This window comes from Methylovulum psychrotolerans (assembly GCF_002209385.1).
GTDB classification, from domain to species: domain Bacteria; phylum Pseudomonadota; class Gammaproteobacteria; order Methylococcales; family Methylomonadaceae; genus Methylovulum; species Methylovulum psychrotolerans.
Map to the genome: position 1 here is coordinate 4644625 of NZ_CP022129.1, position 19923 is coordinate 4664547.

A 19923-nucleotide genomic window follows, 5' to 3' on the forward strand; every position below is an offset into this window, starting at 1 on the left:
TTAATGCGATGGTCATGCGTTCGAATCGCATGCGACCCACCATCTAATTCAAATGAATCAACCAGTTAGGTATCCTTACCAACTGGTTTTTTTATGCCTGCCGTTTTGTTACGCGAGATTTACGCGACTTAGCTTTTCGACCGCGTTCATCAGTTCGTCAAGCTCGGCCTTGCAATAGTGGTCAGTGATGCGTGACGACTTGTGACCAAGCAAATCCTGCCTATTCTCAAAACTCACGCCTACCGACTTCAACCGCCTGCCAAACGTATGGCGCAAATCATGAACCCTGCATTGGCTCAGGTTTGCACGCTTCCTCGCCTTACGCCAAGCATGTCCGTTAATACGCAAGACAGGCTCACCCTTAAAGGTGAAGACATATTCATCATGCTTCCCCCGCTGTGCGTCGATAATGGCCTTTGCCACGCTGTTTAAAGGTACAACCCTATCTTCACCATTCTTGACCCTGTCCCCCGGTAACACAAAAACGCCCAGACTTTGCTTTTCTTCATCCCAGCGCAACCTCGTCAGTTCCGTTTCCCTCAGCCCCGTGTGGACGGCAAACAAAACCATCGCCTGTAGATGCTCAGGTAGCTCACCCAACAAACGCCCCTGCTCTTCTTCACTAAGGGGATAAGGCTTACGGTTATCAGACTTTAGCATTTGGATCAAAGGCTGCTCCCCCAGCCAAGAATTGCCCAGCTCATCACGCCATAGCCTGGAAGCCAAAGTCAGCACCCGGCGAATGACCGCCAAATCACGGTTGATGGTGTTGTTTTTTAGCCCAGCCTGTTTTCTGGCGGCAATAAACTTTTGCAATGTACCCATGTGGATTTGCTCCAACACCAACTCGCCAATAAAAGGCATCACCGCCGTCAAGGACACTGCATCACAGCCAAGGCTTTTCTTATCTTCCTCCTTGAGGTATTTAGTCGCAGCCTCTATAAAGGTGTAGGTTTTTCGTTCACCATAAATCAACTGCCCCCTGAGTTCATTTACACGCATGGCTAGGTAGCGTTCCGCTTCTTCGAGATCACCTGTTCCCGTGCTTTCATAAATTCGTTTTCCTTTGATGACTTTGTTGATGTGCCAGAGGTCGTTTCTTTTGGTAAGGCCAGGGGATTTTTTTGACATGGTTTTTTCTCCGTCTTAAATTGGGTTGCTGTCGAGTTGGTTTTGGCTGAACGGCTGACGAAATCATCAACCCACGCATCCAGTTCGTTTCTGTCGAAGGCTATGCCCTGAACACCGAACCGGAGTTCGGTAAGGGATGGCCTCACTTCTTCGTTGAAATAATTTTTGTTCATGCCCAAATAACCTGGCGCGTCTTTCATGCGCAAAATTCTTGGTTGGACGTTAGCGGTTGGTCGTGTTGGCATAACGGTACACCTAAGCGATCTATAGAGCATCGCGTTTACACTTTTCAAACAACTGTTTTTGTCAGCGGTTTTTTTGCCAGTCGGTTTTCACAAAAAAATGCCAACACACTTTTTTATTCGCTTTTTAGCGTTTTTTATCAAATAGATAGGGCTGCATTGAAAAATACTTTTGCCGGATGTTTTATGGATGAGTTTAATAAAATATTTTTATGCAAAAAAGTGTGTCGCGCTTAACGTTTGTGAAAATGTTTTTAAAAAAACTTTTTCAATTTCAGATTCCATTTTCTGCATTGCTGTTTTTCATCACACCGCCTTGTGGTTTTTTGTGTCCGCGACGCAATTTATCCGCAACCTTCACAACAAACCTTGTTCCGCAAACGAATAGCAGTCTGCCCCGCCGACGATGAAATGATCCAGCACACGGATGTCAACCAGATTCAGTGCGGCAATGATCCGTTGCGTGATCGCGCGGTCGGCTTGGCTGGGTTCGGTGACACCGGAAGGGTGGTTGTGCGCCAGGATCAAGGCGGCGGCGTTCACCTGTAAGGCGCGTTTAACGATTTCACGGGGATATAGACGCTGGCTCCGTCGATAGTGCCTTGGAAGCAGCATTCTGCTGTCAGGACACGGTGCTGGTTGTCGAGGAAGATGCAATAGAACACCTCGCGCTCCAACAACGCCAATTCCAGCATCAAAAAGTCGCGGGTGGCATCGGGGCTGGTCAACGCCTGCCCGCGCCTGAACTGGCCTTCAACCAGTTGTTTGGCCATCGCCAAGATTTCCTCTTGGGTGACGGGGCGTGACACCCGAAAATAGCCGGGGGGGTGTAATGGTCAACAAAAACCGGACACTTTCTTAGGCAACCTTGCTGTAAAATTCCCGCTCAAATTCCAAAGGGGTTTTATAGCCCAATGTCGAATGCGAACGTCTGCCGTTATAAAAAGCGAAATAATGGCCAGCTTGACGGCTGACTCTCTAAATTCGGCGCTATAGGTTTTGGCTTTTTCTTGGCTCATAGTAGGATCACACTCTTTTCAGGATATTTTAAATTGTGTGTCCGGTTTAGTGTAGCCACATCAGAAGTGTTTGGGGTTCCAGGGTTCGCCGTTGCTGTAGTCGAGCAACATGCCACCTTCGGACTGGACGAGGGCGGTGCTGTCGCCGGGCGCGCGGACGCTGTATTGGCTTTGTTGGCTGACCCCGCCGAGGCTGGCGACGAGCAGGTGGGTGCCGGACGCGGCGGCGCTGAGGCGGGCTTGGCCTTTGCTGTCCAGGGCTTGCGCCACGCCGTCGACGCTGAGGCTGGCTTGGCTCAGGTCGCCGCCCAAGACCGTGATGTTGACCAGAATGCTGTCGCCGGGGTTGGCGACGGCGGGGCTGACGCTGACTTGGACGTTGGGGGTGGCGGGCGCTGCTCCGACGCTGAGGGTGTAGGTTTGCTCGGTATAGGCTTGGCCGTCGTCGACGCGCAGGCGGATTGGGTAGTTGCCGGGGACGGGGTTATCCCAAGCCAGCAGGCCGTCGCTGCCGACGGTCATGCCGCCGGGGGCGGCAGACAGGCGGTAGCTGAGGGGGTCGCCGTCGCTGTCGGTGGCCTGCACGGGGTAGCGGTAAGGCTGGTTGGCGGCGGTGGCGGTGAGCGGGGCGCTGATGATGGCGAGCGGGTGGTTGGCGGCGTTGGCGGGCAGGCCTGCGGCGGCGGCGAGGTCGGCTGCCAAGAAGGCGGTGGCTTGGTCGCAGGCGTCGCGGTAGGGTTGGTTGGCGAGCTGCGTTAAAAATAATGCCGAGACGATGCCGCTTTGGGCGGGGTAGGTCGACCAGCGGAGCTGGCTGGCACCGGTGCGGTCGGGCAGCAGGGCGGCGAGTTGGCTGTCCAGATCATGCGCGGCCTGTAAAGCGGGAGTGGCGGTGGCGGCGGCTTGTTGGGCACTGGCCATACTCAGGTAGCCGAGGCCGGCGTTGCCGAACAGCAGGCCGTCGGCGCCGCCGGCCTGCTCGGTGGACAGGCGGTAAGCGCCGGCACCGGTCTGCGGGTTGTCGAGGCGGTAGCCGCCGCCGACATAGCCGCCTAAGGTGACGGGGGTCTGTTGTGCCAAGGCTTGGAAGCCGCTGTTGACGGCGTTGGCGAGGTCGGTTTTGGTGCTGTCGTCCAAGCCCAGTTGCGGCAGTTGCGCGGCGGCGTTGGTGCTGTCGAGTCCGAGCAGGGGGATGCCTTGGCGGATGGCGGTGGCGAGGGCTTTGACGGCGGACACGGATTCGCCCGGGCGTTGGCTGTCGGTGAGCAGGCGTTGCAGGATTTGCTGGCTGTCGGCGGAGGCGCGTTGCAGGCTTTGGCGTTGGTAGGCGGGCAGCGGCAGCGATGTGGCGGTTTTGGGGGCGAGGCTGGCGGCGCGGCGGTCGGCATGCAGGGCGGTGCCGAGGAACCGCGCTTGGCGGACGCTGCCGAACAGCAGGGTTGGGGCCAGTTGTAGGGCGGCACGGCCATAGGAGGGTAAGGGGACGGCGGCGATGGCGGCGGCATCGGCGGCTAGGGCGTTGTGGGCGTCGGCGAGGGCAAAGTCGGCGAGGACGGCTTGGTGCAGGTAGCCGCCGACGAGGCTGTCGCGGTCGGCGGCGCTGAAGTCGCCCTGCCCTGCCTTGTCGACGGTGGCGGCGGCGGTTTGCGCCAGCGCGTCGAGCTGGGCGGCGGCGATGCCCGCGCCGTCGATGGCCAGGGCGTGGTATTCGCCCGCGCTCAGGGCGTGGGGGCGGTCATGCCAGACGGCGGCGGCGGGGTCGAAATGGCCGAGGCTGCCTAACAGGGGCTGGCCGAGTTGGAAGTCGCCGCCGCTGGCGACGGTGGTGCCGCCGACTTTGAGTTCGGCGCGGACATGTATCAGGTAGCCGGGCAAGCCGGCGGGAAATTCGGCCGCCTCAATGGGGCTGCCGTCGGGGTGCGGCGCGGGCATAAAGCTGTCCAAAGCACTTTGGTCGGCGGCGGTGGCGGGGGTGAAGCTGAGGGTGACGCGTTGGCCGCCCAAAGCGGCGAGGCTATTGTCCAGAATGAGCGCCGGACGGTTTTGGCCGCGTTCGAGTTCGGAGGCGTAGACGGCGTAGCGTAGCCGCCAGCGCAGGCTGTCGGGGTAGGTGGCGGTGACGGTGGCTTGGCTGACGGTGGCGTAGGGCAGCGAACCCAGCAGGATGGGGTAACGGGCGGCGGTGATGGTGTGTGTGCCGAGGATGTCGGTCAGGGAGAGGTCGGGGCTTTGCGCGGCGAGGTAGCGGTTCAGGCGCAGGCTGTAGTCGGCGAAAGCGTCGGCGACGGGGGCGGAATCCAGGGCTTGGGCGCTGTCGGCGCCGCATTGGGCGGCCGCTTTGGCAGTGTCGGTGACGGCTTGGGCGTTCAGCGGCACGGCGGCGGTCAGGTCCAGGCCGTTTTGGTCACCACGCTGTTTGAAGCTGGCATCCAGCGGCACCCAGGTGTCGCCGACTTTATTGACCGCGCCGCGCGAGGGGAAATAGTCGACGAAGGCTTCGACCCAGACATGTTCGAGCTTGAAGGCGGTGATGACGCCGCCGGAGACGACGGCACTGTTGGGGATGCCGCCTTGGTTGAGCAGGCTTTGGGCGGCTTCCGGGGTGCCGACACTGCCGACCCAGTTCATGACTTGGGCGGCGGGGATCTGCACGGTGCCGTAAGCGTAGCGGGCGGGGATGTTGGCGGCGCGTAACAGGGCGACCAGCAGGCTGGCGGTGTCGGCGGCGTTACCGCGCCGGGTTTGTAGGGTCTGGTCGGCGTTTTGGATGCCGCCGTAGGTGGGCTGGAATTCGACCGTGTTCCTGACCCAGTTATAGATTGCCACGGGATTGTTGTGCAGGGCGGCGGCTTGGGCTTTGACGGCTGTGCTCAGGGGCGCGTCCTCGGTGGCGGCGAGGTCGGTGGCGGTGGGCGTGGGGCCGGGGTCGTCAGTGGCGAGCATCCCCGGCGTCAGTTCGTTGGCGGCGACGGCGACAGGTTTGGGCGGATGCAATATGCCGTCCAAGTCGCGGCGGCTAGTTTTGGGGGCGCGGGTTTTGCGGTTGGGGATGACGGACGGCAGGTTGTCGGCATCGAAAGGCAGGTGCTGGCGGTGTTTTTGGGCGTTGTCCAAGAATTGCGCGAGGCTTTTCAGGTGGCGGCGGGCGGCGGCGGCATCCTTGCGGTCGTGGGCGGCTTTAAAATCGGTAAGCTGCTGGCGCAATTGCTGCATGTTGGCACGGTAGTCGGCCAAGGCTTGGGCGTGGCGCTCTCTGATGATGTCCGGCAGATGCCGCTCTTCCAGGTGTTGGCGGTCAGCGGCGAACCCGGCCTCCGCCCGCTGCTGTTCGCCGTCCAACTGGGCGGCATGTTGCAGCAGTTGCTTGACTTCCGTACCACTGTCTTCGCCCGCTTCGGTTTTGGCGTGGGCGTGTTGGCTTAGGCCGCGCAGGCTCTCCAGGGTGTCGGGGGCTGGCTGCGCAACCGCCGGGGTTACGGATGGGGCCGGCACCGCCGCCACGGCGGCGGCCATGGCGGGGTACAACGTCATCCAGACAAAGAAGAACAGGGTCATCGCGGAGAGGGTACGGGTGCCGGACATAGGGTGTCTCTTAATTAATAAGCCGTTGCGGGAAACGATAGCGGGGCGGAAAACCCCGGTGTCTTTAAGGACGGGCGTAGGCCGTATCCTTTACCTAAAACGGATTATAATATAACCTAGATTTTTTTAAAGCGATTGACTGTTATTCTTTTATGGAAAAGACTGTAGAAACGGTAGGTTTTTTTATTTTTGTGAAAAAATTCACATTAAAATCTCCCCAGAATATTTGGAAGCTTATAATGCGAATAAATAGGGCGTTAATGCCCTATCGTCTTTTGAGGATGGATTTCTGGCGCAACAACCCGTCAGTGTTAAAGCAAAAATTCCATAATCACCGCCGCCCCGCCCAAACCGCTCGCCTCAACCCGCAACGTACCTTGGTAAGCTGTGACGATTTCCGCCACCACACTTAAGCCTAAGCCGTGGCCTGGGATAGACTCATCCGCCCTCCCCCCGCGTTGGAGGATATGGGCAATCAGTTGGGGATGAATACCCGGCCCATCATCATGAATACCGATCAATAGGTGCTGATGGTCTTTGTAACCCTGAATTTCGACCCGCGAATGGCACCATTTAAAGGCATTATCGAGCAGATTGCCGAGCATTTCGATCAAATCGGCCTCGTCGCAGCGAAAACGTACCGACGCATCCATCCGGTTATGGACACTAATCTGTTTATCGCGGTACACCTTACATAATGAAGCCGTCAGTCTATCGGCAACTGGCGGCACGGCAATGGCGGGAGCGGTGGCGGAATGGTTGGCCGTACCTGCACGTTGCAATTGCCGTTCGACAATCCGCATCATCCGGGTGCTTTGTTCCGTGACCGATTCCGGCAAAGTCTCCGGTTGGTCTATCGCCCCCAACAATACCGCCAACGGCGTTTTCAAGCTATGCGCCAAATCTGCCAAAGCGTTGCGGTAGCGGGTCTGACGCGCCCGCTCAGCGGCTAACAGGCTATTGATACGGTCGGTCAATTGACCAACCTCCCTAGGATAGGTGCCGTTAAGCTGTTGGCATTCGCCCGCTTCAATCGCATTCAGTTCCGACCTGACCCGCCGCAATGGCTTTAAGCCCCAGTGCAACAGCCAGATTTGCGAAGCCAACAATAATAGTGCCGTCAACGCCAAACCACCCCATAAGCGTTGCCGATACTGGATGATTTGTTCCTGCACAGGCGCAAGTTCGTCCCGCAAATAAAAATTGAACACCGCCAAGCCGGTTTTCAGGGTGCGCTGAAAGCCAAACCCTAACAGACAATACGTTTTGCCGTCCTGCTCTATATCCTGCCACCGCTGCTCACCGATCTGTAACGGCAACACGCTAGGCAACGGCCTTGCCAAAATAGACGGCGACCGCCACAACACCTTATCGCCGCTTTGGTTACTGACAAACGCCGCCAAGCCCGAATCCGGCAAAGCCAATTGGCTATAAGGCAAATGGGTCGGTAAAGGCATAATCAGCTGGCCTGCCTCATCCACCACAGCGGCGGCCAGCAATTGATAGAGCTGCCCCAGCATCTGCCCACGCAACGCCAAACGGGCCGTTTCACTAAAAGCACGGTCTAACACCGCTCCTGTGACACCTAAAAATATCACCAACACCACAATGGCGGTCAGATTAAGCCGGAAATACAGGGAATTCATCATGCCGAACACGGGCCTACACTAAGCGATAACCGCGCCCGCGCAGGGTTTCAATCGGATTACGCAGGCCGTCGGGGTCGAGTTTACGCCGCAAACGCCCGACCAATACCGTCAGCACATTACTTTCGGGGTCAGTGTCGTGGGGATAAAGATAATCGACCAAGTCGTCTTTAGAAACGATTTTACCCTGTTGTTGCGCCAAATATTCCAGCATCCGATACTCAAAACCCGTCAATTCAATCAACTGCCCATCCATCGTTACCCGTTGGGTTGCCAAGTTCAATACCAAATAGCCGCAATCCAACAGCGATTGCGGCGCACCCACCACCCGACGCAGTAGCGCCTTCAAACGGGCGGACAGCTCTTCCATTTGAAACGGCTTCGCCAGATAATCATCCGCCCCCGCCTCCAAACCCTCGACCCGTTCTTGCCAACGCCCCCGCGCCGTCAACACCAACACGGGTAAGGTACTGCCTTGCCCGCGCAAGCGTTTGATAATGTCCAATCCCGACAAGCGCGGCAGACCCAAATCAATAATCGCGGCATCCACCGGATATTCTTGGGCAAAATACAGCCCTTCCAAGCCATCGCCCGTTTCATCAATGCGATAGCCCTCTTTTTCAAGCTGCCGCCGGATTTGGCTGCGGATGTCGGTTTCATCTTCAATAATCAAAATACGCATAATCGCCCATTCCTCATCTACTCAGAAAGCCCTGCCGCACCAAGAATCGGCAAAAGCCCAGCATAACCCCAAAATAGCCGATTCTAACAGCTTAATTGTGAACGGTTTGTTAACAAAAAAAGCGCCTCGCACAAGCGGCTATTGTCCGGTATTATGGAGAAAAACCCACAACGTTTAAACGTCACCCGATTTTTATCCCACTACTTCTCTATGAGCAAACAGATGAAAAAATCCCTTCTGCAACAGCTGGTATGGCTATGGCTTTGGGCTTTCAGCTTACCCGCCACCGCCGCCACCTTAAGCCTATACGTCGAGGATGGGGTCGGCGGGCATATCGCCGCCCTGCCTACCAGCGTAGACTGCGCCTCCGGTTGCCTTATCGAAGCCCCTAGCGACACCCTAACCAGCCTGTTCGCCATACCTGATAAAGGCTACCGCCTCCAAGCTTGGACGGGCGATTGCGCCGCTACCCAAGGGCCGTTATGCACCCTAAAAGCCACCGATAACCATCATATCGGGGTACGCTTCATCAAATCCGCCGCCTCGGCCAAACCCGCCAAAGCCCTCTTATTGTTGCATGGCGAAAACGAGCGGCATACCGTTTGGAATGAATTTGCCAAACAGCGTTTTAATAACCTTTGCCCGATTATCTACGGCGGCGTCGTCTTAGGTGACGATTCTTCCGACCCCGACAACCACGTCTACTGCTACCGCATCGCTTTCGGCTATTACGATCTGTTGGCCGCCACCGCCAGCCAATCTGACGGTCCGGCCACCTTGGTGGTCGCCAAGCCTGACAAGCGCGTGGCTTATACCCGCCTAGGTCATGAAGTACGCTCGGCGGTGCTGGGCATAACCGACCGCCACCCGAATGTCCGCTTAGCCTTAGTCGGGCAAGCACAGGGCATTCTTGCCGCCGAAGCGTTTTTACAAACAGGCAGCGAACAACGCAAGCATGTCATCGGCTTACTGGCCTTGCAAGCGCAACAGGACAGCAACGCCAGCCGGCCAACCCTAATGCACCCGCGCACCCGCCGCGCCACCACCCTCAGCCTAACGGCGGCACCCGAACAAGATGCCCTGCTCAGCTCTGGACTGGCACAACTGACCCAATCCTGGTGGCTGGCGAAGTGACAGTCCGCCCTTTGCCTCTTATTGCCTGCTTAATCCTCACCCTGATGGTCAGCTTAGGCAGCAGGCAAGCCTACCAAGCCATCAGTCAATTCGGAGCCAACCGCGCGACAGCCGACAAGACCCAAAGCGGCCACCCACCCCGACACAAACACGCAAGCCACCTAAGGCAAAGCGCCGTAGATCAAGCGCCCAGCACCGAACTGCACATCAGTTTGCCGCCCGCCAATAACCCCACAGCGTTAAACGACTGGCAACAACTGGAAACAGCCCTGTCCCGACAAGAACGCCAACAAGCCCCGATCTTGGCCGCGCAACTGGCTGAAAGCCTACGCCAACAGCCCGACCCCGACGTATACTTACGCATCAGCACTCATGTTTTGCACCCGAACGAACCGTTGGCAAACAAAGCGATCCTGCTCGATTTACTGACTGACACCGCCACCCCGGAAGCCCTAAATCAATTACTGGATTTTGCCGATTTGGAACTCGACCCGTCGTTATCGGTTTTAGTGCTGCAAAGCATCGCCCGCATTGGCGATAACCGTTGGGGCGGGCAATTTCATGAAGAGCTGTCACCGACCTTAGAAGCGGCATGGGATAATCCCATGCGCAACGACGTGGAATTTTTAGCGGCCTTGGCAAAAGCCATCGCCAGCATCGGCGCACCCAAAGGGGTAGCGCAATTATTACAGACCGTTTCCACAACCAACACCAGCCAAGACAGCGAAGCGACCCGCCGCGCCAAACAAGAAGGGGCTTTCAGCGCCATCCCACAAATACGCAACCCCGCCGCCGCCGCCGCATTAGCCAAAGGCCTGGAGCAAGAGCCCATAGGCAGCGCCGCTTTTGATGCCAGTGGCCGCGGTTTAGCCAGCATAAACTCGCCTAACGCCACCCAAATACTTATCGATTATGCTAAAGATGCCCCTATCGAAAGCAGCCAAAACCTTGCGGCTTGGGTACCCCAAATAAATGACGAAGATTCTTTAAAGCAATTCGCCGCCACCCCTGAAAACGCCTTCAAAAACCCGGAAGTCGGCGCACCAATCCAACACGCCGCCGATAAATACCGCGACAACATAGCAGCAACCAACCCCGTTATCCAACACGGCGCGAAGCTAAAATAAATCGGCCAAACACTTAGCAGTAAACGGCTTATCCACCATTTCTCGTAGTTAACATTGCATTCACCATCCTTAGCGTATCTTAAGCGCATCTGCCGTTAGCCGAGCTGTCGGCTAACGGCGGATACTCCCTAACCCATCATTTTGAGGAACCTACCATGTCTGTAAAAAACCTGTCAGCCACTATGGCAACCCTATTATTGGCATTAAGCGGCGCACAAGCCCAAGCGGATACGCCCAATTATTATGAATGCAAAGGCGACAATATTTCCGTAAGTTTTTATGACAAATCCTACGGTATCGGCAGTAGCCAACTCAACTTCGCCTTCGGCAACAAAAAATACACCGCTGATGGCAAGGGTATCGAAAGCAAAGCCACCACCCTCGGCACCGTCACCTCAACCACGATCAAATTCATGCCGGATGTCGAAATTAAAAAAGCTTCCTTCATCATCCCGACCATTAACTTAGGCGTAAACTCCCTAGGCGAGGTCGTCAGCGAAGCCAAATTCACCAGCCAATTGGCCATCACCACCATTGCCACGCCCTTTATCGGCGGCCCTTACATCGGCGTTGTCAACAGCAGCAAATATTTTGACCTTACCTGCAAAGCCTCTCTGATCTTTATCCATTTCTAAGCCCCAGGCAACGGACGGATGTTAGCCCTGCCCCGGCAACATCCCACTGCCATTAAGTTAAGGAAATTCTGTTCAGAAACAATGTTTTTTCTTCCTTTTATGGAAGTTCAGCAACCCCCTTGCCGATGTCTTTTGTCTGGGCGGGTTACGGTGCTTTCGTTCCAAGCAAGGTGAATATATTGAGGTCTTTTACAACAGAGAGCGGCGGCATTCAGCCAATGGCTATTTGTCGCCTGTAGACTACGAATTGCAGCAAATGGCTGCTTAACCATGTGTCCGGAAAAGTGTTGACACATCAACCATGAGCAATTCCCCGATTGGGTTCGCGTTGAACTCGAACTGAAAAACGATGGGCGGATAATCCCCTTTGACGTTCTCACGCGTCCAGGCCAATACCTCGCAGGCGCATACCCTGCGCTCTCTAATATGCACGAAAAACAAGAAAGGATTCAATCATTTAGAAACACCGTAAAAAGTACCTTTGAACGTTCCCTTGAAATAACACGCACACAATTTGGCAAATATATTTTTGTTTTCGTCGAAACGCTGGGGGCTGATGAAGCCATAAAACGGCTGACCGAAGGCAAAGACCAACTGCCGAAAAATCTCATTTTCGACACGCACGAAAATTTTAACCAAACCGACTACATCCATACTGATGCGGTCAAAATCACGACTATTGAGGATATTACATGGCATTCGAATCCGTACACAACGTAATCGGCTGGACTCATAAAAAGGGTGTAGTCGATGGTAACAATTACGATTTTGTCACCATTTACGCCGTTTCCAAACTTGAACAAAAGGAAAACCAACGCGGTGCGGCGGGTATTGAATTTAGGGCTGAACCGCACTTGGTTGAAAAATTATCTAAGGTGACGTTTAACGGCGTTGTCCCGATGAAACTGCAAATAGAACAGGTCGCCACAGGCAAGGGCGTTTTCAAAGACGTTGTTGTCATGGCCGAACCTCTTCCGGCCTCTCCACAGCAACCAAAACCCTAACTTTAAGGTAATCCCATGGCGGCGTGTGCAGAATTTCAGGACCCTGTTGATTTGTATGGTTCCAGTTATATTGCCCAACAGTTTTTGGCTGTTTCCCCGAAATCCATAGAGGATTGCACGGGCTTTGTTCTCTTGTCTGCCGATGAATACACAAACCTGCCGACGCTCGTTGATATTTTCGCCATGCCGCTGGCCGATGACCTGCAACAAATGTTCGAGATGGGCTTTGTCTTGCCCCTCTTGGCATACCTTACCGCGTGGGCTTACGCGGTTGTCATTAACTGGTTTAACCATCTTGAAAAAGACTAGACCACAAACCCATAGGATTTACTATGCTTAAACGTTCCAAAAAATCTACCCTTGTCGCCGTCGCCGCTGGCCTATTGGCGGCTCCTCTCGCCTCAAACGCGGCTCTTGACTTCTCTGGCATCACGGGTGCTGTCGATGCCACTACCGTCGTAGCCGCCATTACGGCGGTCGCCGCCTTAAAAGTCCTGCCCGGTGTGGCACGCTGGGGCTATAACAAGCTTATTAGCTGGTTCCGTTAACCAAAGGGGAGGGGTGTTCAGCCCCTCTTTCTTCCATCAAGACACGGTAATAAAAAATGATATTTGACGTGCTTTTTTTTATCCTTGGCCTAGTCACTGCCTTTGCGGTCATAGCGGGGTTTAGCCATGGCTAACAAGTCTTATTTTTTATTGTCTTCTGCGATTGTTTACGCGCTTTTTTACTCGCAAGATATTTATGCCGCCAATAAAGAGCAATCTTGGGCGGATTGTATAGCTGCTAGAGATAGTTGGAATGCTTTTACGGGTAGTCCGCAGTCGTCATGGTGTACCGAATCGTCATCTACTGCCCCTACGGGTTTTGTTACGCTCAACTATTACAATGGATTGCCTTCTAAAGATTTTTTTTACGATAAGCTCTGTGCTATACCAACAGAACGCTATAATCCCGAAACTCATGTTTGTAAGTCAATGCCCGATTGCGGCACTTTCAATCTATCCGGCAATTCCGGTTCAACGGGTTATCAAACGTCTACTGCATGTATGCCTCAAGGCGCGTCCGCTTGTTGGTATGAGGGTTTTCCCTATGATACTTCTAATTCATCCTTGCCAGTTTGTAGTGATACTGGCGGTTGTACAGGTTCCACCTGTGGCACTGGCAGTACGGGTGATACTTCAAACACGGGTGATACGGGCGATACCAGTAACACGGGTGATACGGGCGGCACAGGCAGTACGGGTACTGGGGTCACTGGTGGCACAGGCACAGGTACTGGAAGCACGGGTACAGGCACAGGGGATACGGGTTGCATTGGCTCTGGTTGTGTTTCTGGTGATGGTACAGGCAATACGGGCGGTACAGGTAATACAGGCAATACAGGTGATACTTACGGTACAGGTAACAACACAGGTGACACCTACGGCACAGGCAACACAGGTGACACCTACGGCACAGGCAACACGGGCGACACCTACGGCACGGGCGGTACAGGTAGTACAGGTAGTACAGGGGACACCTCCGGCACTGGGTGTTCTGGCTCAACCTGCGACACCACCCCCGGCAACCCCAGCGGCTCCACCTCCGGCGTGGGTGCTTTCGACCCTGTACCCTACCGTGGCGGTATGGGTCCCAGCATGGGAACTTATACGGGTGCAACAGCGGAACCAAAGACGGCGGGTGGCGGTTCTGGCGGTAGTGGTCTTGGCACCTTTGAGCCTTGGACGACATCGGTAGATGAAGAAATAGGCAAATGGTATGAACCCACTGAAGAAACGCTTGAAACGGTTCTTGAAGAAAATGCCAGTACTATATCCAACAACGCCCTTTTCACCTTCCTGCCTGACACGTTTAACGTGACTGTGCCGTCTTCTGACGGTTGTCCTGTTTGGGAACTTCCGGCTGTCATGGGTATGCAATCCGTTACTGTTGCCCCGCTTTGTTCCGATATTATGAATTCCTTATGGCCGATGGTCAGGGCTATTGTTATTGGCTCATCGGTTTTTATGGCTCTTGGCATCGTTTTGCGTGGGTTCTCCTGATATGCAAGGCATAATTGATACCATCGTCAATGCCTATGTAGCTGTAATGGTGTTTTTTACCGACTTGGGCAAAGGCCTCAAATCGTTTTTTGATGCCGTTATTCAGTCGTTAGCTAACGTTTTTCAAATGGTCATCGACTTTTACACGTCGGCATTTGAATCAATAGGGTCTTTTTTTTCTTCCATACCGGATACCCTTAAATCCTATTGGGATGCGTTCATAGCTTATGCTGAAAGCCTTTGGCCTTTTATGAAAAGCTTTTTTCAGTTTAATTATACGTTTATAAGGTGGTTTGCCGATACCTGTTGGGTCTATTTCGTTAACGTCTTTAAATCCCTTTACTACGCGCTTGTTGATTTCCCCATACTTTTGCTAAAAAAACTCTTTGGTGCTTTCTCTTGGCTTTTGCAATGGGTTTATGATAGCTGTTCCTATTGTATAGCGGGTGGTTCCGGTTCCGGCTCCGGCTCTATGTCGGTATTCTCTTCCATTTGGTCTTCCATTTCCCCTTCGGTTCTCTACTGCGCACAGCAATCAGGTGTGCAGGAAGCTTTGCAAGTGCTTACCTGCGGCCTTGTTGTCTTTGTATCGCTGAAATCTCTTATGTTAGTTCTTAAGGCGCTTTAACATGAAAATAGCCCTCTGCTTGATAGTAAAAAACGAAGCGCACGTCATAACGCGCTGTATTGCCAGTGTCCTCGCCCTTATCGACTACGTTTTAATCGTCGATACGGGGTCAACGGACGGCACACAAGCCGCCATTATCGATTATTGCAATGCTAACGGCTTGCCTGGTCAAGTCGTTGATGAGCCGTTTCGTAACTTTGCCTATAATCGAAGCTTTGCCCTCCAACAGCTCCGTAAGCACACCGAAATTGATTACTGTCTGATGATTGATGCCGATGAACAGCTTATCTTTGATGACGGTTTCAACCCTGATGAATTCAAAGCTAACTTAACGCACGGGGCCTATCAAATACAAACCCGTCATGGCGGCACTTACTACAATCGGCCGCAACTGTTCAGTAACCGTCTGCCCTTCTACTTCAAAAGCGTCTTGCACGAATATTTGGAATGTGACGAAAGGCACCAACGTGTCCAAGCCGTTGGCTTTTACAACCTTTATGGCTTGGACGGTGCGCGGTCAAAAAATCCGCAAAAGTACCAAGATGATGCCCAAGTCTTGCTTGAAGCCCTGCGCACAGAAATAGATCCGTTCCTGCGGTCACGCTATGAATTTTATCTCGCTAACTCCTACCGCGACGCGGGGGAATTGGCCTTGGCCTTGCCCCACTATGTCACGCGTTCGCTTATGGGCTACTGGCAGGATGAGGTTTATATCTCCTTGTTGAACATAGCAAGGCTAAAAGAACGTCTCCACTATCCCGCCAATGACGTGGCACATGCCTACATGGCCGCTGTCAATGCTAATCCAGACCGTGCTGAGGCCTATCTGGGTGCAATGCGCGTATACCGTAATGGTGGCTTGCACCAATTGGCCTATCTGCTCGGCCAACACGCCAAGGCCATAGCAATGCCGCCGCCTAGTGCCTTATTTGTTGAAACCGCCGTTTACCGTTTTGCCGTGCTTGATGAGCTGGCCGTTGCGGCCAACAACACCGGACGTTATACCGAAGCGGCGGAATGTTGCGCACAGATTCTGAACGGTGGGCATTTGCCCCAAGAATGGCGTGACCGTGTCGCCGCCAACCATCGCTATGCGCTCTCGCGTATTCCGGCCAAGTCCGTCTTGCACTGATAGGCGGACGGTCTCGCGCCCCTGACTGCTTTACGGCGGCTTATTCGTTTGCGAAGTCGTTGCGGTATGCTCTCCCGTTCAAGGCTTTGAGGATGCTTGGCGGCACTGATACCGGGCAATTTCTGGTGCTTTGCTCGCCCAAGCTGGTTCTGCATTTCGGCACGTCACGCGGCTTGGATGTCTGGCCTACGGCCATAAATTTGAACCTCCGTTAGCGTGGTTGCGTGTTATGCCTGTTCATATTGGGGTAAAAACGCGGGGCATCATGTCGGCTCCGGTCGGTCCTTCCCAATTTCTTTTCTTACCGTTACGAAATTAGCCGGCATGAAAAATTATCTTTCAATGCCCGGTTATCTTCGTTTGGTTGCTTAATTGAAAAAAATCCCCTAATTTTTTTTCGAGCGAGTGGAACGTCTAATTTTTGTAGTGAACGGTTTCTAAAAAGCGAAGCCACGAAGCGGCGGGGCGTGCCCCCCGGGCAATTCTTCGTGAGTGAGCTTACATTTTCTTAGTGATTGTCATTTTTTTGGTGAGGTTGCAAAAGCCACAGGACATTTTTTAGTTTTGCCTGTTCGAGTGGAGTGGAATGCTGTTTATGGAGTGGAGCGAGTTGCAAAAATAAAAAACGGCCTGTGAGCTTTTGCCCGAACCAAAAAATGGCAATCACTTAGAAAATGTGCGATTGAGCGGGAATTGAACGGGGGGCACGCCCCGCCGCTTTGGGGATTCACTTTTTGCTTTTTAGTGAGCGGAAAAAATTAGACGTGGAATGAGCGAGAAAAAAAATTAGGGGATTTTTTTCACTTAGTTGATCGTACAAATGATGAGGACAAAAAATGATAATTTTTCATGAGGGCTTGCCCAGGTCGGGTAAAAGCTATGAAGCTGTTGTAAGCCGTATCATCCCGGCGTTAAAGTCTGGCCGTAAGGTGTTTTCAAACGTCAAAGGCCTCAACCACCCTCAGTTTGCCCAACTGCTCGGCATTCCTGAGGATGAAGTAAGGCGCTTGCTTATCCAGCTTGATGGCTCCCATATACCTGAAATTTACGACCACGTCGAAAATGACTGCTTGCTCGTTGTGGATGAATTACAAAACTTCTTCCCTTCCGACCGTGCGCCACTCACTAAAAAAATGTCCGAATTCGTCACAGAACACGGCCACTTGGGCATAGACATAATTGTTATGGGTCAAGATCACCGCGATTGCCACGCTTTGTGGAAACGCCGGATAGACCAGCTTATCACCTTTGTTAAGCGTGACGCTGTGGGGAGGCCAAACGAATATACATGGGCGACCTTCAAGCAAAGTGGCAATAAATTTGTTAAACTCCGCTCCGGTGCTGGCAAGTATGAGCCGCAATATTTTGGCCTCTACAAGTCGCACGAAGATGATGTGGACAACAAGGCTACTTATAACGACGACCGTTCAAACATCTTTAAATCAAAGGCGTTTACCCTTTACCTGCCGCTTTTTCTCTGTATTGTAGGTTATGCGATTTACTGGCTTTTCGGTCTTTTTACTGGTAAGTCCAGCATGGTTAAGGTTGCCAAGCCAGTCGCCCCTATTTCCGCCCCTGCGCCTTCGTTTGATACCACCTCTAGGTCTTCCGTTGCTAAAAACGACGCTCCGGCCAAGCACGATATTGACGTAAAACAGCCCCCTCCGCCTGAATTGCACACACCTGAACGGTTCCTGCAAAATACCTTGGAGAAATATCGGCCAAGGCTAGTTGGCCTTATCGAAAATAAGGACTATACAAAAATGGTGGCTTGGGTTGAGTTTGTTGACGAGTCAAACCGCGTTTATGAGCGTTTTAATATTCCGCAATTAAAGGCCTTCGGTTACGATGTCCAGCGTAAGGAATACGGTCTTTTGCTTATCCGCGATAATAACCAGTATGTTGTGACTCAATTTCCTATTGACCGTACCCGTGGCGTTACCACGTCCACAGAATCCTCCAAGCCCCCGACACCAGCCCCGGTTCGTATGTCCTCCGCTCCCGTACATTTTTAGCGGCCAAGGTTTCGTAACGCTAAGGACAGTATAGGGCAGGGCAGTTGGTCATTTTGGCGGTGCTGTCCTGTTTGCCGTTAAAATTGCCGTTACCGTTACGAAATGCGCAGCAGGTTTAATCTTCGTCCAGCACATCTTTCCTTATTTTCCACGCCTGTGGCATCCGGTGGACGTTCCACCTTATCACCTTTATTCCGGCCGCCTCCAGCGATTTGTCTTTCTTTTCGTCCGCTTTCCTTCTCGATTCCCTTTGGTGGCTTCGGTCATCAAGCTCTATTACGGCAATGATGTTTGTGTCATCGTCGCAGATCACAAAATCGGCGCTCATCCGGTTGATTTTATTGTGCCACTCGTATTCGTTGTATCCGTCTTTAACGCCCAGTATTCTTGACAGTTGTACTTGCCCCATTACGGTATATTCTGGCAATGCCCCTGTCAGTCTGATGAAAAGTATTTGCTCCGGTTCCGTCATAAGCTGTTTCGCGTAATACGGCAGGTCTCCGGTCAAAAACTTCTTGCCTGTCCGTTTACCCTTCTTTTGGTCTTTCATGCCCTCGACGATGCCTGATATTACGCCAATGATTAGCATGAATGGGATGATCACTTGTAGTAGATTTTGCATTTTTAAAACTCTGCGCTTGCCTGCGGGGCGCATATTGTCGGTTTTTATGGGGATTCTCGTCAATACAAACCTACATTGGTATTTTTTCACATTTTCGCGGGGGAGAGTGGTACTGTCCGGTTGCCCCATAGCGTTTTGGCTGATAAACTGCCTTAAATTAAATTATCCGGTCATTAAAAATGTCTACAATAACCTTTGACACCTATGATTTTGTGAAGCGTCTTAAGGGTGCTGGTTTTAGCGAAGAGCAGGCCGAGGTCTTGACTGATCTGCAAAAGTCCACATCCAGCAACACTTTGGAACAGGCAAGGCATGATTATGAGCTTGATGACATCGCCACCAAACGCGATCTGAAAGAACTTGAGCTTAAAATGGGGCGTGACCTGAAAGAACTTGAACTTAAAATAGAATTGGTGCGCTCTGAGCTTAAGCGTGACATCGAAACTGTCCGCAAGGAAATTTCCGAAACCAAGTCCGAGCTTATCCGCTGGGTTGCCGGGGTTGGCCTGTTGCAAGTCACTCTTATTGTCGGGTTGGTCTTGCGCCTGACATCGCATATATAGCCGCCTTTTTTTGCCAATTTCGTGCGTTGTAAGGTGCTGTCAAGGGCTATGCCAAGATTTTTGCGTTTTTCCAAAATCTTGGCATAGGCGTAGCGAACCCTTGACAGTCCGCGCATCCATTAGACTTTGATATGGGGGGAATGGCCGCTTTTTGCCATTCCCCCCATATCAATCTTAGTCAATACATCCGCTAGTTATCATTCCTTTTTCGGAATATCACGACATTATCATTTTCGCCAATCGTCAACGGTGCGGTTTTTTCGCCGTTTTCGACCCGCCGTTTCATCGTCATGCAAATCTTGGAACGGTTCAATTCCGCAACCTGATAAATATAGGGTAGGGCGTATATCTCATAATGCCAGATATGTTGCCCGTTGTCGGCTTGCAAGTGATCCGGCATGATGCGGAACCCGCGCCAAGGCTTGCCCAGAAAATCTAACCGACCGCTAAAAATCTGTAGGCACAAAAAAACCGCGCGTGGCGGTTTTCGTTTGTCGGTGTCCCAGTCCTTTACCGTTTTTTCCTTAACGTCAAAAAGCGCGGCGCATTCTTTGATGGTGTATCCGGCTTCAAGCCGCCAATCTTTAAAAGTCCAGTTGGGGTTTACTTGGGTTCCTCGTCTCATGGCTCATTTCTCAAACCCCCAAGGGTAGTAGTCCGCCCCGTTTTTGCCCCTGCCTATAATTTAACATAATATGCATTATGCGAAGTCTTAG

General features: G+C 53.0%; 20 protein-coding genes and 1 pseudogene. 13 read left to right on the forward strand and 8 right to left on the reverse strand.

The features are described from left to right. Window positions 1-108 precede the first annotated feature (108 nt). From CEK71_RS20900 to CEK71_RS20920, 6 genes are all read right to left on the reverse strand, one after another. Window positions 109-1131, reverse strand: a complete 1023-nt coding sequence (locus CEK71_RS20900; RefSeq protein ID WP_088621193.1) for a tyrosine-type recombinase/integrase — start codon at window positions 1129-1131, stop codon at window positions 109-111. Between the two features lie 599 nt (window positions 1132-1730). After that, window positions 1731-1916 (reverse strand): JAB domain-containing protein, encoded by a 186-nt coding sequence (locus tag CEK71_RS24215; protein WP_408630477.1) that lies wholly within the window; start codon window positions 1914-1916, stop codon window positions 1731-1733. After that, complete coding sequence (locus CEK71_RS24220; protein ID WP_408630478.1) at window positions 1913-2182, reverse strand: JAB domain-containing protein; 270 nt, start codon at window positions 2180-2182, stop codon at window positions 1913-1915. The genes CEK71_RS24215 and CEK71_RS24220 overlap by 4 nt, the downstream gene beginning before the upstream one ends. A 270-nt stretch (window positions 2183-2452) precedes the next feature. Continuing rightward, complete coding sequence (locus CEK71_RS20910; protein WP_088621194.1) at window positions 2453-5974, reverse strand: transglutaminase-like domain-containing protein; 3522 nt, start codon at window positions 5972-5974, stop codon at window positions 2453-2455. A gap of 311 nt (window positions 5975-6285) precedes the next feature. Further along, window positions 6286-7623, reverse strand: a complete 1338-nt coding sequence (locus CEK71_RS20915; protein WP_088621195.1) for an ATP-binding protein — start codon at window positions 7621-7623, stop codon at window positions 6286-6288. A 13-nt stretch (window positions 7624-7636) separates the two neighbouring features. Further along, entirely contained in the window at window positions 7637-8302 is a 666-nt protein-coding gene (locus CEK71_RS20920) for a response regulator transcription factor (protein ID WP_088621196.1), read from the reverse strand. A gap of 222 nt (window positions 8303-8524) precedes the next feature. Here CEK71_RS20920 and CEK71_RS20925 point away from each other — a divergent pair, with 222 nt between their 5' ends. The 12 genes and pseudogenes from CEK71_RS20925 (at window position 8525) to CEK71_RS20975 (ending at window position 18022) form a co-directional block, all read left to right on the forward strand. Further along, entirely contained in the window at window positions 8525-9436 is a 912-nt protein-coding gene (locus CEK71_RS20925; protein ID WP_088621197.1) for a hypothetical protein, read from the forward strand. Then, window positions 9433-10563 carry a hypothetical protein gene (locus CEK71_RS20930; RefSeq protein WP_088621198.1) on the forward strand — a complete coding sequence of 377 codons (1131 nt, stop codon included), beginning with the start codon at window positions 9433-9435 and terminating at the stop codon, window positions 10561-10563. The genes CEK71_RS20925 and CEK71_RS20930 overlap by 4 nt, the downstream gene beginning before the upstream one ends. A gap of 155 nt (window positions 10564-10718) precedes the next feature. Continuing rightward, window positions 10719-11198 carry a hypothetical protein gene (locus CEK71_RS20935; RefSeq protein WP_088621199.1) on the forward strand — a complete coding sequence of 160 codons (480 nt, stop codon included), beginning with the start codon at window positions 10719-10721 and terminating at the stop codon, window positions 11196-11198. 172 nt (window positions 11199-11370) lie between these two features. Continuing rightward, window positions 11371-11466: pseudogene (locus CEK71_RS22925) on the forward strand (IS3 family transposase); the annotation flags it as partial. Between the two features lie 158 nt (window positions 11467-11624). Then, a complete protein-coding gene (locus CEK71_RS20940) occupies window positions 11625-11918 on the forward strand; it encodes a hypothetical protein (RefSeq protein WP_088621200.1) in 294 nt (97 codons plus the stop codon). Next, window positions 11891-12202 (forward strand): hypothetical protein, encoded by a 312-nt coding sequence (locus tag CEK71_RS20945; RefSeq protein WP_088621201.1) that lies wholly within the window; start codon window positions 11891-11893, stop codon window positions 12200-12202. Before CEK71_RS20940 ends, CEK71_RS20945 begins: the two co-directional genes overlap by 28 nt. 15 nt (window positions 12203-12217) lie before the next feature. After that, window positions 12218-12511 (forward strand): hypothetical protein, encoded by a 294-nt coding sequence (locus tag CEK71_RS20950; RefSeq protein WP_088621202.1) that lies wholly within the window; start codon window positions 12218-12220, stop codon window positions 12509-12511. A gap of 23 nt (window positions 12512-12534) precedes the next feature. Beyond that, window positions 12535-12750, forward strand: a complete 216-nt coding sequence (locus CEK71_RS20955) for a hypothetical protein (RefSeq protein ID WP_088621203.1) — start codon at window positions 12535-12537, stop codon at window positions 12748-12750. 126 nt (window positions 12751-12876) lie between these two features. Then, window positions 12877-14247, forward strand: a complete 1371-nt coding sequence (locus CEK71_RS22930) for a hypothetical protein (RefSeq protein ID WP_157679511.1) — start codon at window positions 12877-12879, stop codon at window positions 14245-14247. Window position 14248: 1 nt separating this feature from the next. Continuing rightward, the gene (locus CEK71_RS20965) at window positions 14249-14875 is read left to right on the forward strand and encodes a hypothetical protein (protein ID WP_088621205.1); all 627 of its coding nucleotides are present in this window, start codon (window positions 14249-14251) and stop codon (window positions 14873-14875) included. Between the two features lies 1 nt (window position 14876). Next, window positions 14877-16007: a glycosyltransferase gene (locus CEK71_RS20970; RefSeq protein WP_088621206.1), complete on the forward strand. Its 1131-nt coding sequence runs from the start codon at window positions 14877-14879 to the stop codon at window positions 16005-16007. A gap of 836 nt (window positions 16008-16843) precedes the next feature. Further along, on the forward strand, window positions 16844-18022 hold the full coding sequence (locus tag CEK71_RS20975) for a zonular occludens toxin family protein (RefSeq protein ID WP_088621207.1): 1179 nt from the start codon (window positions 16844-16846) through the stop codon (window positions 18020-18022). A gap of 115 nt (window positions 18023-18137) precedes the next feature. On the opposite strand, the gene CEK71_RS20980 is transcribed toward CEK71_RS20975, so the two are convergent. Then, on the reverse strand, window positions 18138-18773 hold the full coding sequence (locus CEK71_RS20980) for a DUF2726 domain-containing protein (RefSeq protein ID WP_088621208.1): 636 nt from the start codon (window positions 18771-18773) through the stop codon (window positions 18138-18140). Window positions 18774-18823: 50 nt separating this feature from the next. On the opposite strand from CEK71_RS20980, the gene CEK71_RS20985 reads away from it, so the two are divergent. Continuing rightward, complete coding sequence (locus tag CEK71_RS20985; protein ID WP_088621209.1) at window positions 18824-19207, forward strand: CCDC90 family protein; 384 nt, start codon at window positions 18824-18826, stop codon at window positions 19205-19207. A 190-nt stretch (window positions 19208-19397) separates the two neighbouring features. Here CEK71_RS20985 and CEK71_RS20990 read toward each other — a convergent pair whose 3' ends face one another. Beyond that, window positions 19398-19832: a hypothetical protein gene (locus CEK71_RS20990; protein WP_088621210.1), complete on the reverse strand. Its 435-nt coding sequence runs from the start codon at window positions 19830-19832 to the stop codon at window positions 19398-19400. Window positions 19833-19923: the final 91 nt, after the last annotated feature.

Coding starts and splice junctions, on each gene's coding strand:
- CEK71_RS20900 (WP_088621193.1), bottom strand. CDS start 1,131: ATGTCAAAAAAATCCCCTGGCCTTACCAAAAGAAACGACCTCTGGCAC.
- CEK71_RS20910 (WP_088621194.1), bottom strand. CDS start 5,974: ATGTCCGGCACCCGTACCCTCTCCGCGATGACCCTGTTCTTCTTTGTC.
- CEK71_RS20915 (WP_088621195.1), bottom strand. CDS start 7,623: ATGATGAATTCCCTGTATTTCCGGCTTAATCTGACCGCCATTGTGGTG.
- CEK71_RS20920 (WP_088621196.1), bottom strand. CDS start 8,302: ATGCGTATTTTGATTATTGAAGATGAAACCGACATCCGCAGCCAAATC.
- CEK71_RS20925 (WP_088621197.1), top strand. CDS start 8,525: ATGAAAAAATCCCTTCTGCAACAGCTGGTATGGCTATGGCTTTGGGCT.
- CEK71_RS20935 (WP_088621199.1), top strand. CDS start 10,719: ATGTCTGTAAAAAACCTGTCAGCCACTATGGCAACCCTATTATTGGCA.
- CEK71_RS20940 (WP_088621200.1), top strand. CDS start 11,625: ATGCACGAAAAACAAGAAAGGATTCAATCATTTAGAAACACCGTAAAA.
- CEK71_RS20945 (WP_088621201.1), top strand. CDS start 11,891: ATGGCATTCGAATCCGTACACAACGTAATCGGCTGGACTCATAAAAAG.
- CEK71_RS20950 (WP_088621202.1), top strand. CDS start 12,218: ATGGCGGCGTGTGCAGAATTTCAGGACCCTGTTGATTTGTATGGTTCC.
- CEK71_RS20955 (WP_088621203.1), top strand. CDS start 12,535: ATGCTTAAACGTTCCAAAAAATCTACCCTTGTCGCCGTCGCCGCTGGC.
- CEK71_RS22930 (WP_157679511.1), top strand. CDS start 12,877: ATGGCTAACAAGTCTTATTTTTTATTGTCTTCTGCGATTGTTTACGCG.
- CEK71_RS20965 (WP_088621205.1), top strand. CDS start 14,249: ATGCAAGGCATAATTGATACCATCGTCAATGCCTATGTAGCTGTAATG.
- CEK71_RS20970 (WP_088621206.1), top strand. CDS start 14,877: ATGAAAATAGCCCTCTGCTTGATAGTAAAAAACGAAGCGCACGTCATA.
- CEK71_RS20975 (WP_088621207.1), top strand. CDS start 16,844: ATGATAATTTTTCATGAGGGCTTGCCCAGGTCGGGTAAAAGCTATGAA.
- CEK71_RS20980 (WP_088621208.1), bottom strand. CDS start 18,773: ATGGGGCAACCGGACAGTACCACTCTCCCCCGCGAAAATGTGAAAAAA.
- CEK71_RS20985 (WP_088621209.1), top strand. CDS start 18,824: ATGTCTACAATAACCTTTGACACCTATGATTTTGTGAAGCGTCTTAAG.
- CEK71_RS20990 (WP_088621210.1), bottom strand. CDS start 19,832: ATGAGACGAGGAACCCAAGTAAACCCCAACTGGACTTTTAAAGATTGG.